Origin of the sequence: Actinomadura sp. 9N215 (assembly GCF_044326345.1) — a bacterium.
GTDB lineage: Bacteria > Actinomycetota > Actinomycetes > Streptosporangiales > Streptosporangiaceae > Spirillospora.
Map to the genome: position 1 here is coordinate 147619 of NZ_JBIRBA010000017.1, position 22707 is coordinate 170325.

Sequence of the window (22707 nt, forward strand, 5' to 3'; positions counted from 1 at the left end):
GAACGGCACATGACCTTCGGCCAGATTCCGTCCCGCCGCTGGCCGGGGGCGTCCGCGCCCACGTACTCTCCGTCCCATGCCCTCGACGCGCCCGGTCCCCTGGGTGTCGCCCCTTCTCTGCCTCGCGGTCCTGGCCGGAGGCGCGTACTACGCGCTGGTGGACGCCGGCCCGTCATTCCAGGTCGCGGCCTTCGCCGCGCTCCTGCTCCTCCTGATCGGAATCGACGCCGCGGAGCGTCGCATCCCGGCGGCCGTCCTCCTCCTCGCCCGCACCGGGCTCTACGTCGCCGTCAACGCGCTCGACGACTCCGGCATCGCGCGGGCCCTCTTTGTGCTCGTCCCGTTCACCGCCTACTTCACGTTCGGACGCCGCACCGCGATCGTCCTCGGGACGGGCTGCGTCGCGGTGCTCCCGGTGCTGTTCACCGTCCGCGTCCCGGGCTGGCAGACCCGGGCGGAGCACGTCTCGGACGTCGTGATGTTCGCGCTCGGCATCGTCCTCGCGCTCGCGATGGCGGCGGTCGCCGTCCGCGAGCGGGAGGCCCGCGTCCGGCTGGAAGGGATCATGCACGAGGTCGAGGCGCTGTCCGCGGCGCAGGAGCGCAACCGGCTCGCCCGCGATATCCACGACAGCCTCGGGCACCATCTCACCGCGATCGCCGTCCAGCTGGAGAAGGCGGACGCGTTCGCCGAGCTCGACCCGTCCGGCGCCCGCGAGGCCGTCGGCAACGCCCGCTGGTCGGCGGACCGGGCGCTGACCGAGGTCCGGCAGTCGGTGCGCGCGCTGGGACAGCGCCCGTTCCGGCTCACCGACGCCCTGACCGACCTGATCGACCACCTCGGCGGCGACCGCCTGACCATCAGCCTCGACGTGACCGGCGACGAGGAAGGCCGTCCGCTGACGTCGCTCACCGCGCTCTACCGCGCCGCCCAAGAGGCCCTGACCAACGCCTGCCGCCACTCGGGCGCCGCCACCGTCCGCCTGTCCCTCGCCTACGAGAACACTGGCGCGAGCCTGACCGTCACCGACGACGGCCACGGCTTCCCCCTCCAAAAAGCCCATGAGGTCATCGACTCCCATGGCGGGTTCGGGCTGCGCGGTATGCGCGAACGCATCGCGCTCCTCGGCGGCCGCCTCGACCTGGCGAGCGGGCCCGGCGGCACCACGGTCTCGGTCAGGGTGCCGTGGTGAACCCCGTCCGTGTCCTAGTCGTCGACGACCAGGAACTCGTCCGCGAAGGGATCGCGTCGCTGCTCGGCATCCAGCCCGGCATCGAGGTGATCGGCACCGCCGCCGACGGGGCCGCGGCCGTCGAGGCCTCCGCGTCCGCCGACGTCGTCCTGATGGACGTCCGCATGCCCGGCATGGACGGCGTCACCGCCACCGCCGAGGTCCTCGCCCGCCACCCGTCCTGCAAGGTCGTGATGCTCACCACGTTCGACGACGACGAGTACGTCGTGCAGGCCATGCGCGCCGGTGCGTCCGGGTACCTCCTCAAGAACCTCCCGGCGGCCGAACTCGCCGCCGCCGTCCGGCTGGCCCGCTCCGGCGTCGCCCAGCTCGACTCGACGATCGCCCGCCGCCTCGCCGCCGCCCTCCCCGACCCGGGGCTGCTCACCCCGCGCGAGACCGACGTGCTGCGCCTGATCGCCGCGGGCGCCACCAACAAGGAGATCGCCGCGCGCCTCTACCTCAGCGAGGGCACGGTCAAGAACCACATCTCCCGCATCCTGCAACGCCTCGGCCTGCGCGACCGCACCCAGGCCGCCCTCTACGCCCGCGACCAGAACCTCATCTAAGCCAATTCACGCTCAAGTACGGCCGCGACCTCCCGATACCGGCTGACCGGCACCAGATGCACCCCGTCGAACGCCCCGCTGTCCCGGACGGCCAGAACCTGCTCGCAGGCCGCCGCGACCCCCGCCGACCGATCCCCCTCAACGGCCTCGACGAGCTCACCCGGAATATCGATATCCGGAATGGACGCCGCCAGCCGCCGCGCCATTCCCGCACTGGCCAGGACCATCACACCCGCATAAACAGGACCCGCCACCTCGACGCTCTCCCGCCACCGCAGCAGATTCTCCATCGAATAGCTGACCTGGACGAACATGAAATCCGCGTCCTGCTTCCACGCCGGAACCCTCCGCAGACCGGACGCCACCCCGACCTGGAACGGCCCGCACCCCGCGAACACCGCGTCCTCCCCGGCCGCCCGCGTCTCCTCCATCATCGCCCGGACGGTCAGCTCACTCGTCCGCCCGCCCGCGGAAGGCTTGTCCCCGTAAACGAAAAGGAACCGCTCCACTCCATAAGCGGCCGCCGTCAGCAGATCCCGGCGGAAACCCAGCAGGTTGCGGTCACGCGAGTTCAAGCAGGCGATGCCCCGCGCGCCCATCGCCTGGACTTCATGGGCGACGGCCACACTGGACACGGTGGCACGTCCAATATGGTTGTCCGGAATCAGAAACGAATCCGCGACAGGACTCAGCACCCCGATCTGATGCCGCACCCTTGTCAGATCCGGCCGCGTGGGCGGCTCCACCTCGCAAACAACCTCGAACCCCATTCCCCGACCCTACCTTCCGTCCGTTCCATCAGGTGACGGCTTGATCGCCAAGGCCTTTGCTTCGACGTTCGGCGAACTTCCGGTACTGGGCCGCCAGCACATACTGGTACTCCAGCATCGCCCGCGCCAATTCGAGCGCGTCCGAGGCATCGACCCGGTCGACGGGCTTTCCGGTGAAGTGGGCGCCTTCGTTGCCCAGGACCCGCAGGTCGTGTGCCCACTTGCAGAACATGGGGTCCAGCCGACCGGCCTGCTCCATCTTCTTCAGTGACTCGCTGAGATTCCTGCCGGTGAAGCCTTCGTCGGCGCAAACCGCCTCCAGCGTTCGACGCACCATGACGACGGTCGCCGTGAACGCTTTCGCGTTATAACAGGTCCGTGCGTCCGCCAGTTCGCGGAGCAGGTTCTGAGGCACCAGTTTCTGCCTCAATGTCCTATTCAGCGCTCTTCGCGAAGGAGACGCCCGCAGCCACGCCCAACGCGCGAGGACGGCCAGCGCCGCGCCCACCGCAACATAAGCCAGAGCTTCCATGGCAGCAGATTCTCACCCGAACAAGTGATCCTCCGCATCTGAACAACCAAAAAGTCATGCCGACCACCCGGCCCGCTCCAGCCCAATTCGCGCATTAGAGGTTGCGACCAAACGGTCGTTCGGGTCAGGTCGAATCAGGAGGGAAGGCGTGCGAGGAACCTTTCCCGGTCGACGATGATGCGCTCGATGCGTCCGCTGCCCACTACCGTGCCGCGCCCGTCGGTGGCCGTACAAGCGAACACGAGCCGCGCCCCCTCGACCTCCAGCAATTCCGCTTCGACCGTGACGCGCATGCCCACGGGGCTGGCCGCCCGATGCTCCAGGTCCACGCGCGTCCCGACCGAGGTTCGACGTTCGTCCAGGTACGGCGCGATCGCCGCGACCGTCGCCTCTTCCGCAAGCGCGAGCAACCGGGGCGTCCCCAGGACTGGCACATCCCCGCTCCCCAGTCGAATGGCAGTGTCGCCCTGCTCAACGACAACGGACTTTTCTGCACGCAACCCCGCACGCAATTCCATCGCCCCATCCTCCCAAGCCGCCCGACGACCGGGGGTCACCCAGTGGGTGGAGTCGGGGATTTCTTTCGCTCCAGGTAGATGCGCACCAGCGTCACGACACGTCCTCATCCCCCTACAAGGGGTCGCAAGCAACATCATGGACAGAGCACCGCGCTTCGCGACGATGTTGTCCTCATCGCCCCTGCGAGGGAATTTCAGAACCAGGTTCGGCGATGGGCCAGAAGTCGCTTGAGCGGGCTCGAACCAGGGGGCTGCGCCGCCCAACGCAGTTACTGTCCTGGCGGTGCTCGGGATGGGACGTTATGTCGAACTGGGCCGCGACGGCGCTTGCCTGAGCAAGCGGGCCAGCCGCCAAATCGCCGCCGGTGGACGAGGAGTGGAGCAGGACGTCAATTGCCGAAGCAGTCCATCGTGTTCAACGCCGGTCCGAGTATGGGGTTTGACTGGATCCCCTGCCGACTCCGCTTGATCGCCGCTATCAGGTCGGTGGTCGCCGGGGTGAAGGCCGCCATGAACCGGCGAACGTTCGTCGTCGGGATCGCGCGCAACCGCTTCTCCACCGACGAAAGATCTTGGTTGAGCCGGCGGTAGACGCCCAGCAGGTAGCGGTGGGCGCCGGCGGCATCGGCGGCCTTGGGCGGTATGGTCACGGCGAGCTGCTTGGCACTGTTGGCCATTTCGCCCTTGAACCCGCCGGCCGTGCTGAGCACCTGCTCCTTACTCGCCTTCAGATCACCAACGCGTGGCTTTTCTTGCTCGACGGCCTCCTTGAAGTAGCCGATGTAAGCCGCCGCGTTCGCGGCCGGACTGGAGCAGAACTGCTGCAGCCACTGTCTCGCCGCCGCGTCGGCTTCATCTGTGATGGTGCTGGTGGTCGTCGCCGTCGGCGCAGTGGAGGTTGGCGGTGTGGTACTCGGGGCGTGCTGCGCGGGGGAAGAGCCGCCGCACGCCGCCATGGTCAACGCTGCGAGCAGCGTGCCGGTGGTAATGCCCAGCCACGAACGCAGGATCGTCAGCATAGGGCGACCGTAGGTGTGGCCGCCCGAGACCGGTCCCGGGCAGATCATCGGGGCGGGCGGTCGGCCTCCGCGTTCAGCCTCCGGCCACCGCCAGGACCACGCGGCGGATGCTCGACCTCACGGCCGACTTCGCCAGCGACCGCGCGGCCCAGCGAGGCCGCATCGTCCTCACCAAGTTGGAGCCGTTCCGGGATATCCCTGAGGTGCGTGAAGTTCTCGACGCGCGCGTGGCTTGACGGCCGTTCCGGCTCAGCGGCTATTCAGTCTGGGCGACGCCGACGGGGCAGGTCAGGCCGGTGCCGCCCAGGCCGCAGTAGCCGTTGGGGTTCTTGGTGTCGGCCAGGTACTGCTGGTGGTAGTCCTCGGCGTAGTAGAAGTCGGTGGCGGGGGTGATCTCGGTGGTGATGGGGCCGTGGCCGGCCTTGGTGAGAACGGGCTGGTAGGCGTCCCGGGAGGCTTCGGCGGCCTTTCGCTGGTCGTCGGTGCGGTAGAAGACGGCCGAGCGGTACTGGGTGCCGACGTCGTTGCCCTGGCGCATGCCCTGGGTCGGGTCGTGGGACTCCCAGAAGACGCGGAGCAGGTCGCCGTAGGTGATCTTGGCGGGGTCGTAGACGACGCGGACGGCTTCGGCGTGGCCGGTCCGGCCGCTGCAGACCTCTTCGTAGGTGGGGTTCGGGGTGTGGCCGCCCTCGTAGCCGGCGGCGGTGGAGAGGACGCCGGGCGTCTGCCAGAACCGGCGTTCGGCGCCCCAGAAGCAGCCGAGGGCGAACTCGGCGATCTCGGCGCCGTCCGGGAAGGGCGGGGCCAGCGGGGCGTTGAGGACCTCGTGACGCGGCGGTACCGGGATGGGCTCGTCCCTGCCGGGGAGCGCCTTCTCCGGGGTGACCGTCTGGGTCTTCGCGAAGCCGAACATGCCTTCAGGTTAGCTCGCCGCCGGCGGGCCGGGCTCTCCGGCGGAGTCATGACCGTCACACTTTTGGCTGATTACGGGCTGGTAGGTTGCCTTCGTGGCGAAACGGGGGGTGGCGTTCGGGATCGCGGCGTACGCGCTGTGGGGGCTGTTCCCGTTGTACTGGCCGCTGCTGAAGCCGGCCGGGTCGGTCGAGATCCTCGCCCACCGGATCATGTGGTCGCTGGTGGCGGTGGCGGCGGTGCTGGCCGCGCGGCGGAGCCTGCGGTGGGTCAGGACGCTGACCGTCCGGCAGGGCGTGCTGCTGACGCTGGCGGCGGTGGTGATCACCGTCAACTGGGGGACCTACATCTACGCCGTCAACAGCGGGCAGACGATCGAGGCCGCCCTCGGGTACTTCATCAATCCGCTGATCAGCGTGCTGTTCGGCGTGGTCGTGTTCCAGGAGCGGCTGCGGGCGTGGCAGTGGTGCGCCGTCGGGATGGGGACGCTGGCGGTGGTCGTCCTGACCGTCGACTACGGACGGCCCCCGTGGATCGCCCTGGTGCTGGCGTTCGCCTTCGGGACGTACGGGCTTCTCAAGAAGTTCGTCGACATGCCGTCCGCGGAGAGCCTGGCGGTCGAGACGGCCGTCCTGTTCCTGCCCGCGCTGGGGTTCGTGCTCATGCTGGAGGGGCAGGGCGAGGGGACGTTCGGCCACCACGGCCTGGGGCAGGCCGTGCTGCTGGTAGGGGCGGGCGTCGTGACGGCCGTACCGATGATGTTCTTCAACGCGGCGGCGATCAGGCTGCCGCTGACCGTCATCGGCATGCTGCAGTACCTGGCGCCGGTCCTGCAGTTCGTGATCGGGGTGTTCGTCCAGCACGAGGAGATGCCGCCGAGCCGCTGGGCGGGCTTTCTGCTGGTGTGGTTCGCGCTGGTGATGCTGACGTGGGACGGGCTGAACGCCGCCCGCCGCGAAGCGCTCCCCGAGACCGCCTAGCACCCGGGACGGCGACCAGCGAGCGCGGTCAGAAGACCACCGGCACGCTCGGGACGCCGAGGACGCCCGTGGGCCATTCGACCTGGGGGCGAGCGCCGGGGGCCAGCTCGTACTCCGGAATCCGGCGGTGCCATTCTTCGAGCACGATCCGCAGTTCCGTCCGTGCGAGGTGGATGCCGAGGCAGCGGTGCGGGCCGCTTCCCCAGGTCAGGTTGTTGTATTCGCGGCGCGGGTCGAACGCGTCCGGGTCGTCCAGGTCGGCCGGGTCGCGGTTGGCCGCGCCGATGGCGACCGCGACCGCCGCGCCGGCGGGGATGTGCACGCCGGCGAGGTCGACGGCACGCGTCGTCACGCGCGGGACGACGGCGTTGGCCGGGTCGATCCGCAGCATCTCCTCGATGGCGGACGGGATCAGGGCCGGGTCCGCCGCGATCTCCCGGCGTAGCGCGGGACGGGCGGCCAGCTTGGCGAACATCAGGCTGAGGGCGTTGGTCACCGAGTCGACCCCGGCCAGCACGAAGAAGAAGCAGAGCCCGATGGCCTCCTGGTCGGTGAACGGCTCGTCCCCGGGTTCGTCGAACAGGTCCCGCAGCAGCCCCTGGGCGCGGCCCGCCCGGCATTCGGTGACGTGGGCGCTGACATAGGCGAACAGTTCGGCGGCCGACCGCATCGCCTCGGGCGGCGGCTCCCCCGAGCCGGACAGGTCCGCCAGCTTGATGATCACTTCGCGCCAGGCGAGGAGGCGGTCGAGGTCGTCCTGGGGGAGCCCGAACAGGTCGAGGAACACCTTGGCCGGGACGGGACGGGCCAGGTCGGTGACCATGTCACAGGAGTCCCGCTCGGCGATGGCGTCGATGATCGCCCTGACCTGGCCGCGGACGGCCTGCTCGACCGCGGCCGCGGCCCGCGGGGTGAAGAACGGCTGGAGGAGGCGGCGGTACCGGGTGTGGTCCGGCGGGTCGAAGGCGATCGGGACGAGCGGCACCGGGCTGCCGAGCGTGTCGAAGGCCCGCCGGGACGAGTACGTCCCGGGATTCTTGAACACGTGCTCGGCCAGATCGCGGGTGGTGACGAGGTATCCGGCGTCGGACCGCGTCACGGGTCCCGCGGCGCGCATGACGGCGTATCCCTCCCCGCGGTCGTCCGCCATCGGCAGCCGCTCCATCCGGAGCACGTCCTCGCCTGTCGTCTCAGCAGTCATGGCCATCCCACCAGGAAGGTTTCATCCCACGGACAGGCCAGATGGTAGGACTCGCGAAGATGGCCGAGAAGTGCCCTGAACGCCTCATTCGCGTACTTCGTTGCACTTACGCTGACGAATAGCAATAGATGCGACAGGGTCAGATGTATCACCCGTAGGTGCGCTCGACCGGACCAACCAGGCCTTGCCCACCCTAACCCGGCATGTAATACTTCCACAGGTTTTAACCGTTTTCGGCAACTTAATACCCACCTGCGAGCCGGATCCTAATTGGCGCGGAGGAAAGGACCGCGGGGATCACCGAGCGATCGTCAAGCGCCGTCCCTTCCCCGGGCGGTCACTTCGAGGGGCAACCGCGATGTCCGTCACCGCAACCACGACCCGCTCCCGCAAGCCCAAGAACTTCCCCCTCTACCGAACCCTCCCAGGCTTCCTCCGGGACCCGCTCAGGGAGATCGAGCGAATCGGCCGCACCGCGAACGGAGCAGTCCTCCGGCTGGACCTCGGCGGGTCGAAACCCTACGTGGTGACCCACCCCGACGACGTCCAGACCGTCCTGAAAGACGAGTCCGACAACTACGTTCGCGACGGCGTCTTCTGGCGGCCCCTCCACGGACTCATGGGCGACAGCATCCTCGGCGAAGGTGAACTCTGGGCGAAGAGCCGCCGGGTGCTGATGCCTGTCTTCACCGCCAAGAACATCTCCGCGCTCACCGGACGGCTGGCCGACACGATCAACGAGGCCATGGACGAGCTCGTCCCCGCCGCACGGGACGGCCGCCCGGTGGCCGCCGGGGCGGAGATGGCCCGCATCGTCAACCAGACCGTGATCAGGGTGTTCTTCGGCGAGAAGATCCTGCCGCCGCAGATCGAGCGCCTCGGTCCGGCCTTCGAGGCCATCGCCACCCATCTGGCGTTCCGGTTCCTGCTGCCGTTCGTGCCCGATTCCGTCCCCATGCCGGGCGACCGCGCCTACCGCGAGGCCGTCCGCGTCATGGACGACGTGATGTACGAACTGGTCGACCTGTACCGGGACGACCCAGGCGAAGGCCACGACATCTTCACCGCGCTCTGCCGGGCGCGGACGGCGGAGGGCAGCGACCTCGGCGACCGCTGGATCCGCGACAATCTCGTCGCCATGTTCGCCACCGGCACCGAGACCACGGCGACCGCGCTGAGCTGGCTGTGGCCGCTCATCTCCGACCATCCCGAGGTCGCGGCCCGGCTCCGCGACGAGATCGACCGCGTGGTCGGGGACGGCCGCGTCGCCCCCCACCACCTCCAGGACCTCGTCTACACCAAGCAGGTCGTCAGCGAACTGCTGCGGCTGTACCCGGTCGGCTGGCTGTTCCCTCGCATGGCGGTGCGGACGGCGAGTCTCCGCGGAGTGACCGTCAAGGCAGGGCAGGCGCTCATCCTCAGCCCGTACCTGACCCATCGGCTCGACTCGGTATGGGACCGTCCCGCCGAGTTCGATCCCGGCCGGTTCGCGCCCGAGCGCACCGGCCACCGGCACCGCTACGCCTACTTCCCGTTCGGCGGGGGCCCGCACCAGTGCATCGGCATGAACGTCTTCCATGTCGAGGCGCAGCTGATCATCGCGGCCATGCTCGGCCGGTTCCGTCCCGAGCCGCTGCACGACACCCCGTCCCGCCCCAGGATCGGCCCGACCCTCAGGCCGGAACACGACCTGGAGCTGCGGCTGGTTCCGAACCGCACGCCGACCTGCAGAAAGCGGTCTTGACTCCGACCGATGGCGTCCGGGAGCGCCCCCTCCCGGACGGCCGGACCCCACGTGCGCGCGACCTGGACGCGCTGAATTCCGGGAAGATCTGCGCCGTCGCCGGCCAGGCACAACGCCAGATGCGCGCCTGGGCCGCGGACCATCCCGCGTTGTACGACGCCAAGGCGTTCGACCCGGCGCTGTTCAGCACCCTCGCGCTCGCCTCGGCGTTCAGCGGCTCCGGGCTCACGGCGGACGGGCTGCGGATGGCCAACCGCGTCTGCCTCTGGTGCTTCGGGCTCGACTGGCTCATCGACTACGCCGCTTCGTCCCGCGCGGAGGTGACGCGGATCGTGCGGAGATGCGCCACGGTCGCCGACGGCGGGGTCCCCGAGCAGGGCACGCCCGCCGAGGAGGAGCTGACCGGGTTCCTCGCCGACATCCTCGGTGAGCTGTCCGCCCAGCCCGCCTACCCCGCGCTCCGGGACGTCTGGCGGGACGAGCTCGAACGCGTCCTGGACGCGATGGCGCGCGAGTGGGACTGGACGTCCCGGAGAGCGGAGAACCGGCCCGGCCCCACCTTCGAGGAGTACCTGGCGAACGCCGACAACCTGGGGTTCTCGTTCGTGTTCGCCTCGCATTGGATCGCGTCCGGCGGCGGGGGGAGCGTTCCCGCGGTGCGGGAGGCGAGCTGGGCCGTCCAGCGGGTGATACGGCTGCTCAACGACCTCGGCACACATGACCGTGACGTCCAGTGGGGCGATCTGAACGGTCTCCTGCTGGACCGGACGCGCGCCCAGGTCGAGGAACGAATCGGGGAACTGACAGGCGAAGCCCGCGTGCTGCTCCGGCACGCCGCGGAGAGCGCTCCGGAGGCGGCGGAGTACATGGAACGGCAGATGGACTTCTGCGCGGGCTTCTACGGAGTGACCGATTTCTGGGGAACGTTGTGAGCATTGGCGACTGCACTGTGTTGAGAGCCGCCGACACGGCCGGCGCCGTGCGGGACCTCATCGAGGGCCTGGTCTCCCACCCCTGGGGACAGGTCTCGCCATCGGTGTACGAGACCGGTCGTGTGGTGACGTTCACGCCATGGCTCAGCGGCCATGAGAAGCGCGTCGACTTCCTCTTGGAAACGCAACGGCCGGACGGTGCATGGGGGGTCCCGGACGACGGGTACGCCCTCGTCCCCACGCTCAGCGCGACCGAGGCCCTCCTGTCGGAACTGACCGCCCCAGAACAGGCCGCACCGGAACAAGCCGTGCCGCAGCAGGCCGCGCCGGAACAGGCGGGCACGGGACCCCGGCGAGGCGGCGATCGCGAGACCGGCACCGGCGGAGAACGGCTGGCGTGCTCGGTCGACCGCGCTCTGCGCGCGCTCACGGACCGGATGTGCGGCCCGGCCGCCTCGTCGCTCGAAGTCCCCGATCTCCCCGCCATCGAGCTGACGGCACCCGCCCTGACCCGCCGGATCAACGCGTCGCTTGAGCGGCTGGCCGACCGTCCGGTGCCGGGGCTCGGCGCGTGGGCGGGGCGGCGGCTCGGGCCGCCCGCGGGAATGGACGCGACCAAGCTCGACTTCGTCCGGGCGCTGCTCCTGTCGGGCGCGGAGGTGCCGAAGAAGCTGATGCACGCGGTGGAGATAGCGGGCGACGACGCGGCCGGGCTGCGGCGGCTGAGGCCCGAGCCGACCGGCACGATCGGCGCGTCGCCGGCCGCGGCCGCCGCCTGGCTCGGACGGCGGCCGGACGATCCGAACGGCCCGGCCCGCTGGTACCTGGAGACCGTGGTGGAGCAGCACGGCGGGCCGGTGCCGTGCGGATTCCCGCTGACGGTCTTCGAGCGCGGCTGGGTGCTGGCGTGGCTGACCCGCGCGGGCGTGCCGTTCGCCGTTCCGCCGCGGCTCGTCCTCAGCCTGACCGCGCCGCTCGGCCCGGCGGGGACCCCGGCGGCGGCGGGACTGCCCGCGGACGCCGACACCACCGCAGGCGCCCTCTACGCGCTGGCCCTGCTCGGCGCGCCGCACTCGCCCGACCCGCTCTTCGCCTACGAGCTGGACACCCACTTCTGCACGTGGCAGGGCGAGGACGGCGCGTCGGTCACCACGAACGCGCACGTCCTGGAGGCGTTCGGCCAGTACCTGGCGTCCGGTCCGGGCGGCGCGGACCGCGGCCGCCGTACCGCGGCTGTCGCGAAAGTGTCCGGGTGGCTTCGCGAGCAGCAGCGCGCGGACGGGAGCTGGTCGGACCGCTGGCATGCCTCCCCCTACTACGCCACGGCCTGCGCCGGCATCGCGCTCGCGTGCTTCGGCGGGACCGCGTCGTCCGCGGCCGTCGACGCGGCCGGACGCTGGGCCCTGGAAACGCAGCGGCCGGACGGGATGTGGGGCCGCTGGGGAGGGACGCCGGAGGAGACGGCCTACGCGGTCCAGCTTCTCCTGATGACCGGCCGCTCGCGGGAGGTCATGGGCGTCCGGGACGCCGTCGACCGGGCCGTCCCTCATCTTGTGCGCTCACTGGCCGGGACGGAGGACGACCGCGCGGACGAGCCGGCGCTCTGGCACGACAAGGACCTCTACAGGCCGTCGGCGATCGTCCGGGCGGCCGTCCTGGGCGCGCTGCATCTCGCGCGCACGAGGACGGGCACGGACGCCGGCGTTTCGCCGAGGTGAATTCCGCCACACGGTTCAGCCGACGCAACACCCCGACATACCCCTCAAACGCGACAAAGTACCTGTAGTCGACGATTCACCTTGAGGGGGTATGGTCATGTTGCTAGTCTTCTACGTCGTATGGAACGGCGGCCGGACGTCGCCCTTGCACCTTCCCTCACGCAATCCGCGCTGACTTACCCGGGCATCCGCGGCTTGCGGACCAATTCGCATATTGTTGGGGCGATAGTCATGCGTTTCCGCAACTCGCGCCTTAGAATCAAAATCACGGCTCTTTTGCTTTCCTTGACGGCGCTCTGGGTCTTCGCCGCCTGGGTGACGCTTCGCGACGGCCTTAATCTGCTCGGCGTCAGCGCGCTGGACACAGCCCTCGCCCAGCCGTCCGACCCTTTGCTGTCCGATCTGCAGCGCGAGCGCAGGCTGTCAATGGTCTTTATGGCGAGGCCGAGCGCGACGTCCCGGTCCGCACTGGACGCACAGCGAACGCAGACGAACAAGACGCGCACGGAGGCGATCCGGCTGGCGGAGGGCGCCAACGTCGGCCGGTTCGGCAGCGACACCCTGGAACGCCGCGTCGACGACATGCTCGAACGCCTGAAGACCGTCGACGCGACCCGGCGGCGCGTCGACACCGGGGCAGGCGACCGCGACAGGGTCGCTTCCGCTTACACCGAGATTAACGACGCCATTTTCCAGGTCTACGATTCACTCGCCACCCTGGACGACCAGGATTTCGCGCGCGACACCCGAACGCTCATCGCGCTCAACCGCAGCTGGGAACTGCTTTCGCGGGAAGACGCCTTGATGGCGGGTTCGCTCGCGTCCGGCCGCATCACCCAGGCGGACCTCGTCGCGTTCACGCAGACGGTCGGCGCCCGGCGGCTCGACACCGAGCAGGCGCTCGCCTCCGTTCAGGAATCGGACGCTGGCCTCTTTCAGGGATTGACGGAAAACGCGGGGCTGAACCGCGTCGAGGCTCTCGAAAACCAGATCATGCACAGCCGTCCGGCTGTCGGCACGACGGCGAGCACGACGGCGAACACTACGGCGAAGCAGGCGCGCGCCGCGGCTCGGCCCCCGGTCACCGCCGAGCAGTGGGACGCCGCGGCCGCGCCCGCCCTGGCCGACATGCGCGAGCAGATCCAGGGGGCCGGCGACCGCCTCGTCGACCGCGCCACCCCCATCGCCACCGGTGTGATCATCCGGCTGTTGCTGGCCGGTGGGCTCGGGCTGCTGGCGGTCATCGCGTCCGTCGTCGTGTCGATCACCACCGCGCGTGCGCTGGTGCGGCAGCTGGAGCGGCTGCGGCGGGCGGCGTGGGAGCTGGCGGAGCAGCGGCTGCCCGGGGTCGTCGAGCGACTCGGGCACGGCGAGAAGGTGGACGTCGCGGTCGAGGCGCCGCCGCTGGAGTTCGGCAGCGACGAGATTGGGCAGGTCGGGCACGCGTTCAACGCCGTCCAGGAGACCGCGATCCGCACCGCCGTCGAGCAGGCCGAGCTGCGCCGCGGCATCCGGGACGTCCTGCTCAGCCTGGCGCGCCGCACCCAGACCCTCGTGCACCGCCAGCTGACCATGCTCGACACCATGGAGCGCCGCCGCGACATCGAGGTCAAGGAGCTGGAGGAGCTGTTCCGGCTCGACCACCTCGCGACCCGGATGCGGCGCAACGCCGAGAACCTCATCGTGCTGTCCGGCGCGCTGCCCGCCCGCGGGTGGCGCAACTCCGTCCCGATGGTGGACGTCGTCCGCGCCGCCGTCGGCGAGGTCGAGGATTACACCCGCGTCACCGTGCTGCCGTTCGGGCCGGTCGAGCTGGCCGGACGCGCCGTCGGCGACCTCACCCACCTGCTCGCCGAGCTGATCGAGAACGCGGTGTCGTTCTCCCCGCCGGAGACCGTCGTGCAGGTCGGCGGGCACCTGGTGGCCAGCGGCTTCGCCATCGACATCGAGGACCGCGGGCTCGGCATGACCGACGAGAAGCTCACCGAGATCAACGCGCGGATCGCCGACCCGCCCGACTTCAACCTGCAGAGCTCCGTCCAGCTCGGCCTGTTCGTGGTCAGCCGGCTCGCCGAGCGGTACAACCTGCAGGTCTCGCTGAAGCGTTCCGCCTACGGCGGGACCACCGCCGTCATCGTCATCCCCAGGGAACTGATCGTCGAACAGAGCCCGGCGCCGACGTCCCTCGCCGCGACCACGACCCAGAACGGGCTGGAAGTCCGGCAGCCGACCGCGGTCGGCGCGTCCGTGGGCGGGCGCTCCGGGGCGTCCGCGTCGCTGCCGTCCGGGTCCGCATCGCCGAGTTCCGCGGCGGCGCTCCCGGCCGCCACCCCACCGACCTCGCCCACGTCGCCCACTTCGTCGAACACCGGCCCGCAGCCCGCCGGCCCGTCGCTCGTGGCGGTCCCGCCGCCCGGCGACGGCGCCGTCGGCGGCCACACCGCTCCCACCGAACCGGGCGCTCCCGCCGAACCGGGCGGCCCGGACGAATCCGAGACGGAACCGCCCGCGGGGCACGGCGTGCGCCCCGGCAGCGACGGACCCGCTCCCGGAGACGGTGGGCACCCCGCCACCCACGAGCCGGAGGACCGGTCGCCCGTGCCCGACATCTCCATCACACCGTCAGGCCTGCCCGTCCGGGTGCCGCAGGCGAACCTTGCCGAGCCCCTGCGCACCGACGAGCCGGTCGTCGACGAGGGGCCGGAGGACGAGGACCCCGGCCGCTCCCCCGAGGAGATCCAGCGGATCATGGGCTCCTACCAGCGCGGCACCCGGCAGGGCCGCTCCGACGCGGCCCAGTCGGACGAGAGCGGCCTGGACGAGAGCAGCGCAGACGGGAGCGGCGCAGACGAGGGCGGCGCAGACGAGAGCGGTCCGGACGAGAGCGGTCCGGACCGGCGCGGCACACCCCTCGGCACCAACGCAGCGGAAGGCGAGGAAGATCAGTGACGCAGAAGACCGGTTCCTCATCCGATCTGGGCTGGTTGCTGGACGATCTGGTCCACCGGCTGCCGCACGCCCGCAGCGCGGTCGTCCTGTCGGCGGACGGCCTGCTGATGGCCTCGTCCGCGGGCGTGTCACAGGACGACGGCGAGCACCTCGCCGCCGTCGCCGCCGGGATCCAGAGCCTCGCCAAGGGCGCCGGGACCCGGTTCGGCGGCGGGCCCGTCCGGCAGACGATCGTCGAGATGCAGTCGGCGTACCTGCTGGTGACGGTGGCCGGGAAGGGCGCCTGCCTCGCGGTGCTGGCCACGGAGGACGCCGACGTCGGCCTCACCGCCTACGAGATGGCCATGCTCGTCACGGCGATGGGCCACCATCTGACGTCCCCGTCGCGGACGGAAAGCGCCGCGGAGGGACGCGCCACATGATGCCCCCCGAGGACCCCTCGCCCGACTTCTGGGCGGAGGACCCCCCGGCACCGCCCGCGGCGCCGGCGGAGCCGGACGCCCCCGAACGCTGGCTCGACGAGAGCGCCGGGCCGATGGTCCGCCCGTACGTGATGACCAGCGGCCGCATCGAGCCGTCCCGCGGCAGCTTCGACCTGATCACGCTGGTGGTCGCGGTCGGCGTGGAACCCGACACCGCGATCGGGCTCGGGCCCGAGCATCTGGCCATCATCCGGCTCTGCCAGAACGTGATGTCGGTCGCCGAGCTCACCGGCCACCTCGACCTTCCCGTCGCAACGGTGCGGGTGATGCTCGGCGACCTGCTCGACAAGGGGTTCGTCTCCCTGCAGGAACCGGAACCGGAGGCGGACATGCACGACATCAGGCTCTACAAGGCGGTGATCGATGGTCTCCGGGCCCTCTAGACGCGATGTGCGCGCCCGCCGGCTCCCCACCGCGGTCAAGATCGTGATCGCGGGCGGATTCGGGGTCGGCAAGACCACGATGGTGGGCACGGTCTCCGAGACCGCGCCGCTGCGCACCGAGGAACTCCTCACCGACCAGGGCGTCGGCGTGGACGACGTCGCCGGCGTCGAACGCAAGGACACCACGACCGTCGCGATGGACTTCGGCCGCATCACGATGCGGGACGAGTACGTCCTCTACCTCTTCGGCACCCCCGGCCAGAAGCGCTTCTGGTTCATGTGGGACGAGGTCGCGCTCGGCGCGCTCGGCGCCGTCGTCCTCGCCGACACGCGCCGGCTGTCCGACTGCTTCCCCTCGGTCGACTACTTCGAGCGCCGCAACACGCCGTTCGTCGTCGCCGTGAACTGCTTCGAGGGCGCCAAGCAGTACGACCTCGCGGAGATCGAGATGGCCCTCAACCTGGGCTCGAAGGTCCCCGTGATGCTCTGCGACGCCCGCCGGCTCGACTCGTGCAAGCAGGTCCTCATCGACCTCGTCCTGCACGCGATGAAGTACCGCGGCCTCACCGGGGAACCGCAGCCCCAGAACGCCTGAGCCCGCCCGGGCCCGGCCCGGGGTCAGCCCGTCCGCGAGACGACGTAGTCGCAGAGGTGGGTGAAGGCGTCGCGGGCCGGGATGGCGGGGAGGGTGAGGAGCTCGGCGCGGGCGTCCTCGGCCCAGCGGTGCAGGTCGTCGCGGGCGCGGTCCATGGCGGGGTGGGCGCGCAGCAGCGCGAGGGCCTCGGCGTGGAGCGCGTCGTCGGTGAGGTCCTGGACGAGGAGTTCGCGCAGTCGGGCGTCGTCCGGGCCCGAGCCGAGCCCGGCGAGGACGTGGTGCATCGGCAGGGTCCGGATGCCCTCGCGGAGGTCGGTGCCGGGGGTCTTGCCCGACTCCTCCGTCTCGGACGCGATGTCCAGGATGTCGTCGGACAGCTGGAACGCGACGCCGATCTTCTCGCAGGCGGACGTGACCGTCCGCACGATCTGCGGCGACGCGCCCGCGAGGAGGGCGCCGAAGTGGCCGGACACGGCGATCAGGGACGCGGTCTTGTCGGCGACGACCTGGAGGTAGTGCTCCAGCTGGTCGGCCTCGGGACGGGGCCCGACGGTCTCCTGGATCTGGCCGCGGACGAGCCGTCCGAACGCGCGGGCCTGGATGCGGACGGCGTCCGGGCCGAGGTCGGCGAGCAGGTCGGACGCGCGGGCGAACAGGTAGTCGCCGGTGAGGATCGCGACGGTGTTCGTCCAGCGGGAGTTGGCGGACTGCTGGCCGCGGCGGACGGTCGCCTCGTCCATCACGTCGTCGTGGTAGAGGGTGCCGAGGTGCGTCAGCTCGACGACGACGGCGGCCGGGATGACGGCGGGCGCCGACGGTTCGCCGAAGTGGGAGGCGAGCAGCACCAGCATCGGCCGGAACCGCTTGCCGCCCGCTTCGAGGAGGTGCTTGGAGGCGTCGGAGAGCAGCGGGTCCTCGCCGCGCACGCAGTCCAGCAGGAGGGCCTCGACGTCGGCGAGGCGCTCCTTGGCGTCGGCCGCGAGTGCCGTGTCAAGGGAAAGCCCGAACGGGCCGGACTCTTCCGAGGCCGGCCCGCCGGGCTTCTCAGTGGACGGGTGGCTCACCCAGGACTCTCCCTACCGGACGAACATGTGGGTCGTGGCTTGTCCCGCAAGGTCCAGAACGGGCTGTGGGAGCACGCCGAGTACCACAGTAGCCGTCGCGCCGAGCGCGACCGCGACCGCGGTGGCCGGGCCGGCCACGACGACCGGCCCGTCGGCGTCGGGCTCGCTGAAGAACATGACGACGATCACCCGGACGTAGAAGAACGCGGCGACGGCGGACGAGATCACCGCGACGATCACCAGCGGCGTCGCGCCCTCCTCCACGGCCGCCTTGAACACCGCGAACTTCCCGGTGAACCCGCTGGTCAGCGGGATGCCCGCGAAAGCCAGCAGGAAGAAGGCGAACACGCCAGCGACGACCGGGGACCGCTTCCCGAGCCCCGCCCACCGCGACAGGTGCCCGGCCTCGCCGCCCGCGTCCCGCACCATCGTGACCACGGCGAACGCCCCGACGGACGTGAACCCGTAAGCGAGCAGGTAGAACAGGGTGCTCGACAGGCCGTCCGGGGACGAGGCGATCACGCCCATGAGCAGGAAGCCCGCGTGCGCGATCGACGAGTACGCCAGCATCCGCTTGATGTCGGTCTGGGTGATCGCGATGATCGAGCCGATGGCCATCGTGAGAATGGCCACACCCCACATGAACGGCCGCCAGTCCCATTCGAGGGTCTCGAACACGACGTAGTAGACGCGCAAGATCGCGCCGAACGCGGACACGACCGTGCAGGACGCCATCAGCGCCGTGATCGGCGTCGGGGCACCCTGGTACACGTCGGGCTTCCACATGTGGAAGGGGACGCCGCCGAGCTTGAACAGCAGCCCGACCGACAGCAGCGCGGCCCCGGCGAGGAGCAGCGTCTCGTTGCCGGCGTCCTTGCCGATCTGCGCGGAGATGTCCGACAGGCGGACCGACCCGGCGTAGCCGTACAGGAGCGCGGCGCCGTACAGGAAGAACGCCGAGGAGAACGCGCCGAGCAGGAAGTACTTGACGGCCGCCTCCTGCGACAGCAGCCGCCTGCGGCGGGCGAGCCCGCACAGCAGGTACAGCGGCAGCGACAGGACCTCCAGCGCCACGAACATCGTGAGCAGGTCGTTCGCCGCCGGGAACATCAGCATCCCGCCGACGGCGAACATCATCAGCGGGAAGACCTCGGTCTGGATGACGCCCGCCTGCGTGGTGCGCTGCTCGGCCTCGCTGCCCGGCAGCGCGGACGCCTGCGCGGCGAAGTGCCCGCCGACCGCTCCGGCCCGTCCGTCGCCGCGTTCGGCGATCAGCAGGAGGCTGACGAGCGCCAGGATCAGGATGGTGCCCTGGAGGAACAGGGTCGGGCCGTCCACGCCGAGGGCGCCTTCGGCGGCGACGTGGTGCGGGTCGTCGCGCCAGGCGAGCGCCGCCGTCCAGGCGAAACCGCCGGCGAGGCCGAGGAACGCGAGCGGCACCTGCAGGTAGTAGCGCCAGGTCCGGCCGGCGAACGCCTCGACGAGCACGCCGGCGACGGCGACGCCGAAGACCAGCAGCATCGGGGCGATCTGCCCGTACTCGATGTGCGGCGCGGGGATGTCACCTCCCTGCGCGAGGACCATGGCCCCTTGAGCGCCGGTGTTCATGGACGGGCTCCGTTCTCGGCGACGTTACCGGTGATGTCCGGCGCCGGGTCGTGCTTGTCGACCCGCACCAGGGTCTCCTTCACCGACGGGTTGATCACGTTCAGCACCGGCTGGGGGAAGACGCCCATCGCCACGATGATCGCGATGATCGGCGCGACGGCCCACTTCTCGCGGGCGTTCAGGTCCTTCATGCCCTCGACGGCGGGGGCCTTCGGGCCGCCCATGGTCCGCTGGTACATCCAGAGGATGTAGATCGCCGCCAGGACGACGCCGCTGACGGCGGCCGCACCGGCCCACTTGTAGCGGTCGAACGTCCCGACGATCACGAGGAACTCCGAGACGAACGTGGACAGGCCGGGCAGCGACAGCCCGGACAGGCCCGCGACGAGGAACGTCCCGGCGAGAACGGGCGCCGCCTTCTGCACCCCGCCGTAGTCGGAGATCTTCGCCGACCGCCGCCGGACGATCATGAACCCGATGACCAGGAACAGCGCGCCGGTGGAGAACCCGTGGTTCACCATGTACAGCGTCGCGCCGGACTGGCCCTGCGACGTCATCGCGAAGATGCCGAGCACGATGAACCCGAAGTGCGACACCGACGTGTACGCGATGAGCCGCTTCAGGTCGACCTGCCCGATCGCGAGGACGGCGCCGTAGATGATGCTGAGCACCGCGAACCCGAGCACGACCGGCGTCGCCCACTTGGACGCGCCGGGGAACAGCTCCAGGCAGAACCGCAGCATCCCGTACGTGCCGACCTTGTCGAGCACGCCGACGATCAGGACCAGCGCGCCGGGCGGGGACTGCTGCGCGGCGTCCGGGAGCCAGGTGTGCACCGGCACCATCGGCGCCTTGATCGCGAACGCGACGAAGAAGCCGAGGAACAGCCACTTCGCGGTCGTCGGGTCGATGTTCATCTGGGCCAGCTCGTCGAACATGAACGTGCCGTGCCCGAGACCGCCCTCCGACGTCGGCTTGCTCGACAGCGGGTACAGCCAGATCACCGCGACGAGCATCAGCAGCCCGCCGAGCAGCGAGTACAGCAGGAACTTCACCGCGGCGTAGGAGCGCTGCGCGCCGCCGTAGTACCCGATGATGAAGTACACCGGGATGAGCATCGCCTCGAAGAAGACGTAGAACAGGAACACGTCGGTCGCGGCGAACACGCCGATCATGGCCGCTTCGAGGGTCAGCAGCAGCGCGAAGTACGTCTTCACCGAGCGCTTGGCGGGGACGTCCACGCCGCCTGAGCGGTCGGCCTCCGTCCAGGACGCCAGCATGACCAGCGGGACGAGGATCACCGACAGCAGGATCAGCACGAGCGCGACGCCGTCGACGCCGACCGCCCAGTGGACGCCGAACTCCTTGATCCACCAGTACTTCTCGTCGTACTGGAAGCGGGCGCCGTCCGCGTCGAAGCCCGCCGCCATCACACCGGCGAGGACCGCGACGACGAGGGAGACGCCGAGCGCGAACTGCTTGACCAGCGCCTCCCGCTCACGCGGGATGACGCTGAGCAGCACCGCGCCCGCCAGTGGCAGCGCGATGAGGACGCTCAGCCAGGGAAAGTCGTTCACGAGATATTCACCGCCAGCAGGGCGGCGACCACGAGGGCGGCGCCGCAGAACATTGAGAGGGCGTAGGAACGGGCGAAGCCGGTCTGGACGCGGCGGAACCGGCCGGACGTCCCGCCGATCCCGGCGGCGGTGCCGTTGACGGCGCCGTCGACGCCGCGCCCGTCGAACCAGACCGCGAGCCGGGTCAGCCACTGCCCTGGACGCATCAGCAGCGACTCGTTGAGCGCGTCGCCGTACAGGTCCTTGCGGGCAGCGACGGTGACGAACGAGCCCTTCGGCGCCTCGCGCGGCACCTTCCGGCTGCCGTACTGCCGCCACGCGATCGCCGCGCCGATGATCATCAGCACGAAGGTCGCGATGCCGGGCGCGGCGAGCGGCTTGAACTCGTGCGCGTGCTCGGGCGCCCCGACGACCGGTTCGAGGAAGTCGGAGAACCCGCCGAGGATCAGGAATCCGCCCGCGAAGACGGAGCCGACCGCCAGCAGCATCAGCGGCCACGTCATGACGGCCGGGGACTCGTGCGGGTGGGCGTCCTCGTCCCAGCGCTTCTCGCCGAAGAACGTCATGAACATCACCCGCGACATGTAGTACGCGGTGATCCCGGCGCCGATCAGCGCGCAGGAGCCGAGGATCATCCCGGACGTGCCGCCCTTGTCGTAGGCGGCCTCGATGATGCCGTCCTTGGTGAACCAGCCGGACAGGCCGGGGAAGCCGATGATGGCGAGGTACCCGAGCCCGAACGTCGCGTAGGTGATGATCATCACCGTGCGGAGCGCGCCGTAGTGGCGCATGTTCACGTCGTCCTTCATGCCGTGCATGACGGACCCGGCGCCGAGGAACAGGCCCGCCTTGAAGAAGCCGTGCGCGATGAGGTGCGCGATGGCGAAGACATAGCCGGCCTTGCCGAGGCCCGCGGCGAGGTGCATGTAGCCGATCTGCGACATCGTCGACCCGGCGAGGGCCTTCTTGATGTCGTCCTTGCCGCACCCGATGATCGCACCGAACAGCAGCGTGGCCGCGCCGACGATCGTCACCACGAGCTGCGCGGTGTCGGACATCTCGAAGATCGGCCCGGCCCGGACGATCAGGTACACCCCGGCGGTCACCATCGTCGCGGCGTGGATGAGCGCCGACACGGGGGTCGGGCCCTCCATCGCGTCCAGCAGCCAGGACTGGAGCGGGAGCTGCGCCGACTTGCCGCACGCGCCGAGCAGGAGCAGCAGCCCGATCGCCGTCGCGGTGTTGGTGCTGAGCTGGGACGCGAGGCCCACATGCTCCGCGCCGGTGCCGAGGATCGGGCCGTAGCCGACCGTCCCGAACGTGGCGAACATCAGCGCGATCGCGACGATCAGCCCCATGTCGCCGACGCGGTTGACGACGAACGCCTTCTTCGCCGCGGTCGCGGCGGTCGGCTTGTACTGCCAGAACCCGATCAGCAGGTACGAGGCGAGGCCCACGCCCTCCCAGCCCAGGAACATGACCAGGAAGTTGTCGCCGAGCACCAGCAGCAGCATCGCCGCGACGAACAGGTTCAGGTACGCGAAGAACTTGCGGCGCTCGGGGTCCTCGGCCATGTAGCCGACGGAGTAGATGTGGATCAGCGACCCGACGCCGGTGATCAGCAGGACGAAGCTGATGGACAGCGGGTCCACCAGCAGGTCCATGCCGACCTTGAACGAGCCGACGTCGATGAAGTCCCACAGGTGCAGGGTGCGGCGCCGTTCCTCGGCCTCGTACCCGAGCATCTGGACGAACATCGCCGCGCCCACCGCGAACGACGCCACCGACATCGTGACGCCGAGCAGATGCCCCCATTTGTCGGTGCGCCGCCCCCCGAGCAGGAGGATCGCCGCGCCGGCGAGCGGGAGCGCGATGAGGAGCCAGGACGCGGCCTGGATGCCTTCCGCTTTCATTTCCGGCCTC

Annotated in this window: 21 protein-coding genes; 11 read left to right on the forward strand and 10 right to left on the reverse strand. The window is 70.2% G+C overall.

Going from position 1 to position 22707, the window contains the following annotated elements; genetic code table 11:
• Positions 1 to 76 precede the first annotated feature (76 nt).
• Positions 77 to 1192: a sensor histidine kinase gene (locus ACH34T_RS26700; RefSeq protein WP_396023655.1), complete on the forward strand. Its 1116-nt coding sequence runs from the start codon at positions 77 to 79 to the stop codon at positions 1190 to 1192.
• Positions 1189 to 1800 (forward strand): response regulator, encoded by a 612-nt coding sequence (locus tag ACH34T_RS26705; protein ID WP_396023656.1) that lies wholly within the window; start codon positions 1189 to 1191, stop codon positions 1798 to 1800. The genes ACH34T_RS26700 and ACH34T_RS26705 overlap by 4 nt, the downstream gene beginning before the upstream one ends.
• Here ACH34T_RS26705 and ACH34T_RS26710 read toward each other — a convergent pair.
• From ACH34T_RS26710 to ACH34T_RS26725, 4 genes are all read right to left on the reverse strand, one after another.
• Positions 1797 to 2570 carry a methylenetetrahydrofolate reductase gene (locus ACH34T_RS26710; RefSeq protein ID WP_396023657.1) on the reverse strand — a complete coding sequence of 258 codons (774 nt, stop codon included), beginning with the start codon at positions 2568 to 2570 and terminating at the stop codon, positions 1797 to 1799. The two genes, ACH34T_RS26705 and ACH34T_RS26710, sit on opposite strands and share 4 nt — an antisense overlap.
• A gap of 28 nt (positions 2571 to 2598) precedes the next feature.
• Entirely contained in the window at positions 2599 to 3102 is a 504-nt protein-coding gene (locus tag ACH34T_RS26715; protein ID WP_396023658.1) for a DUF4145 domain-containing protein, read from the reverse strand.
• Positions 3103 to 3236: 134 nt separating this feature from the next.
• The gene (locus tag ACH34T_RS26720; RefSeq protein ID WP_396023659.1) at positions 3237 to 3620 is read right to left on the reverse strand and encodes a thioesterase family protein; all 384 of its coding nucleotides are present in this window, start codon (positions 3618 to 3620) and stop codon (positions 3237 to 3239) included.
• Positions 3621 to 4009: 389 nt separating this feature from the next.
• On the reverse strand, positions 4010 to 4639 hold the full coding sequence (locus tag ACH34T_RS26725) for a hypothetical protein (protein ID WP_396023660.1): 630 nt from the start codon (positions 4637 to 4639) through the stop codon (positions 4010 to 4012).
• A gap of 107 nt (positions 4640 to 4746) precedes the next feature.
• On the opposite strand from ACH34T_RS26725, the gene ACH34T_RS26730 reads away from it, so the two are divergent.
• Entirely contained in the window at positions 4747 to 4875 is a 129-nt protein-coding gene (locus tag ACH34T_RS26730) for a hypothetical protein (protein ID WP_396023661.1), read from the forward strand.
• 20 nt (positions 4876 to 4895) lie between these two features.
• Here the strand turns inward: ACH34T_RS26730 and msrA are convergent, their stop codons facing one another.
• Complete coding sequence (gene msrA, locus ACH34T_RS26735; protein WP_396023662.1) at positions 4896 to 5552, reverse strand: peptide-methionine (S)-S-oxide reductase MsrA; 657 nt, start codon at positions 5550 to 5552, stop codon at positions 4896 to 4898.
• A gap of 94 nt (positions 5553 to 5646) precedes the next feature.
• Here msrA and rarD point away from each other — a divergent pair, with 94 nt between their 5' ends.
• Positions 5647 to 6531 carry an EamA family transporter RarD gene (gene rarD / locus ACH34T_RS26740; protein WP_396023663.1) on the forward strand — a complete coding sequence of 295 codons (885 nt, stop codon included), beginning with the start codon at positions 5647 to 5649 and terminating at the stop codon, positions 6529 to 6531.
• Between the two features lie 28 nt (positions 6532 to 6559).
• Here rarD and ACH34T_RS26745 read toward each other — a convergent pair whose 3' ends face one another.
• A complete protein-coding gene (locus ACH34T_RS26745; protein ID WP_396023664.1) occupies positions 6560 to 7732 on the reverse strand; it encodes a cytochrome P450 in 1173 nt (390 codons plus the stop codon).
• A gap of 358 nt (positions 7733 to 8090) precedes the next feature.
• Here ACH34T_RS26745 and ACH34T_RS26750 point away from each other — a divergent pair, with 358 nt between their 5' ends.
• The 7 genes from ACH34T_RS26750 to ACH34T_RS26780 all read left to right on the forward strand — a co-directional run bounded on the left by ACH34T_RS26750 (position 8091) and on the right by ACH34T_RS26780 (position 16535).
• Positions 8091 to 9476, forward strand: coding sequence for a cytochrome P450 (locus ACH34T_RS26750; RefSeq protein ID WP_396023665.1), 1386 nt, complete (start codon positions 8091 to 8093; stop codon positions 9474 to 9476).
• Positions 9473 to 10408: a terpene synthase family protein gene (locus ACH34T_RS26755; protein ID WP_396023666.1), complete on the forward strand. Its 936-nt coding sequence runs from the start codon at positions 9473 to 9475 to the stop codon at positions 10406 to 10408. Before ACH34T_RS26750 ends, ACH34T_RS26755 begins: the two co-directional genes overlap by 4 nt.
• Positions 10409 to 10455: 47 nt before the next feature.
• The gene (locus ACH34T_RS26760) at positions 10456 to 12126 is read left to right on the forward strand and encodes a prenyltransferase/squalene oxidase repeat-containing protein (RefSeq protein WP_396023667.1); all 1671 of its coding nucleotides are present in this window, start codon (positions 10456 to 10458) and stop codon (positions 12124 to 12126) included.
• 285 nt (positions 12127 to 12411) lie between these two features.
• Positions 12412 to 15075 carry a nitrate- and nitrite sensing domain-containing protein gene (locus tag ACH34T_RS26765; protein WP_396023668.1) on the forward strand — a complete coding sequence of 888 codons (2664 nt, stop codon included), beginning with the start codon at positions 12412 to 12414 and terminating at the stop codon, positions 15073 to 15075.
• Positions 15072 to 15497 carry a roadblock/LC7 domain-containing protein gene (locus ACH34T_RS26770; RefSeq protein ID WP_396023669.1) on the forward strand — a complete coding sequence of 142 codons (426 nt, stop codon included), beginning with the start codon at positions 15072 to 15074 and terminating at the stop codon, positions 15495 to 15497. The genes ACH34T_RS26765 and ACH34T_RS26770 overlap by 4 nt, the downstream gene beginning before the upstream one ends.
• On the forward strand, positions 15494 to 15940 hold the full coding sequence (locus tag ACH34T_RS26775; protein ID WP_396023670.1) for a DUF742 domain-containing protein: 447 nt from the start codon (positions 15494 to 15496) through the stop codon (positions 15938 to 15940). The genes ACH34T_RS26770 and ACH34T_RS26775 overlap by 4 nt, the downstream gene beginning before the upstream one ends.
• On the forward strand, positions 15921 to 16535 hold the full coding sequence (locus ACH34T_RS26780; RefSeq protein ID WP_396023671.1) for a GTP-binding protein: 615 nt from the start codon (positions 15921 to 15923) through the stop codon (positions 16533 to 16535). The genes ACH34T_RS26775 and ACH34T_RS26780 overlap by 20 nt, the downstream gene beginning before the upstream one ends.
• A 23-nt stretch (positions 16536 to 16558) precedes the next feature.
• On the opposite strand, the gene ACH34T_RS26785 is transcribed toward ACH34T_RS26780, so the two are convergent.
• From ACH34T_RS26785 to nuoL, 4 genes are all read right to left on the reverse strand, one after another.
• A complete protein-coding gene (locus tag ACH34T_RS26785; protein WP_396023736.1) occupies positions 16559 to 17473 on the reverse strand; it encodes a polyprenyl synthetase family protein in 915 nt (304 codons plus the stop codon).
• A 138-nt stretch (positions 17474 to 17611) separates the two neighbouring features.
• The gene (gene nuoN / locus ACH34T_RS26790; RefSeq protein ID WP_396023672.1) at positions 17612 to 19207 is read right to left on the reverse strand and encodes an NADH-quinone oxidoreductase subunit NuoN; all 1596 of its coding nucleotides are present in this window, start codon (positions 19205 to 19207) and stop codon (positions 17612 to 17614) included.
• Complete coding sequence (locus tag ACH34T_RS26795) at positions 19204 to 20784, reverse strand: NADH-quinone oxidoreductase subunit M (protein ID WP_396023673.1); 1581 nt, start codon at positions 20782 to 20784, stop codon at positions 19204 to 19206. The genes nuoN and ACH34T_RS26795 overlap by 4 nt, the downstream gene beginning before the upstream one ends.
• Complete coding sequence (gene nuoL, locus ACH34T_RS26800) at positions 20781 to 22697, reverse strand: NADH-quinone oxidoreductase subunit L (RefSeq protein ID WP_396023674.1); 1917 nt, start codon at positions 22695 to 22697, stop codon at positions 20781 to 20783. Before nuoL ends, ACH34T_RS26795 begins: the two co-directional genes overlap by 4 nt.
• Between the last annotated feature and the right edge of the window lie 10 nt (positions 22698 to 22707).

Excerpts from the sequence above, each read along its gene's own strand:
- ACH34T_RS26700 (WP_396023655.1), top strand. The coding sequence starts at position 77 with ATGCCCTCGACGCGCCCGGTCCCCTGGGTGTCGCCCCTTCTCTGCCTC.
- ACH34T_RS26710 (WP_396023657.1), bottom strand. The coding sequence starts at position 2,570 with ATGGGGTTCGAGGTTGTTTGCGAGGTGGAGCCGCCCACGCGGCCGGAT.
- ACH34T_RS26715 (WP_396023658.1), bottom strand. The coding sequence starts at position 3,102 with ATGGAAGCTCTGGCTTATGTTGCGGTGGGCGCGGCGCTGGCCGTCCTC.
- ACH34T_RS26720 (WP_396023659.1), bottom strand. The coding sequence starts at position 3,620 with ATGGAATTGCGTGCGGGGTTGCGTGCAGAAAAGTCCGTTGTCGTTGAG.
- ACH34T_RS26725 (WP_396023660.1), bottom strand. The coding sequence starts at position 4,639 with ATGCTGACGATCCTGCGTTCGTGGCTGGGCATTACCACCGGCACGCTG.
- ACH34T_RS26730 (WP_396023661.1), top strand. The coding sequence starts at position 4,747 with ATGCTCGACCTCACGGCCGACTTCGCCAGCGACCGCGCGGCCCAGCGA.
- msrA (WP_396023662.1), bottom strand. The coding sequence starts at position 5,552 with ATGTTCGGCTTCGCGAAGACCCAGACGGTCACCCCGGAGAAGGCGCTC.
- ACH34T_RS26745 (WP_396023664.1), bottom strand. The coding sequence starts at position 7,732 with ATGACTGCTGAGACGACAGGCGAGGACGTGCTCCGGATGGAGCGGCTG.
- ACH34T_RS26750 (WP_396023665.1), top strand. The coding sequence starts at position 8,091 with ATGTCCGTCACCGCAACCACGACCCGCTCCCGCAAGCCCAAGAACTTC.
- ACH34T_RS26775 (WP_396023670.1), top strand. The coding sequence starts at position 15,494 with ATGATGCCCCCCGAGGACCCCTCGCCCGACTTCTGGGCGGAGGACCCC.
- ACH34T_RS26780 (WP_396023671.1), top strand. The coding sequence starts at position 15,921 with ATGGTCTCCGGGCCCTCTAGACGCGATGTGCGCGCCCGCCGGCTCCCC.
- nuoN (WP_396023672.1), bottom strand. The coding sequence starts at position 19,207 with ATGAACACCGGCGCTCAAGGGGCCATGGTCCTCGCGCAGGGAGGTGAC.
- nuoL (WP_396023674.1), bottom strand. The coding sequence starts at position 22,697 with ATGAAAGCGGAAGGCATCCAGGCCGCGTCCTGGCTCCTCATCGCGCTC.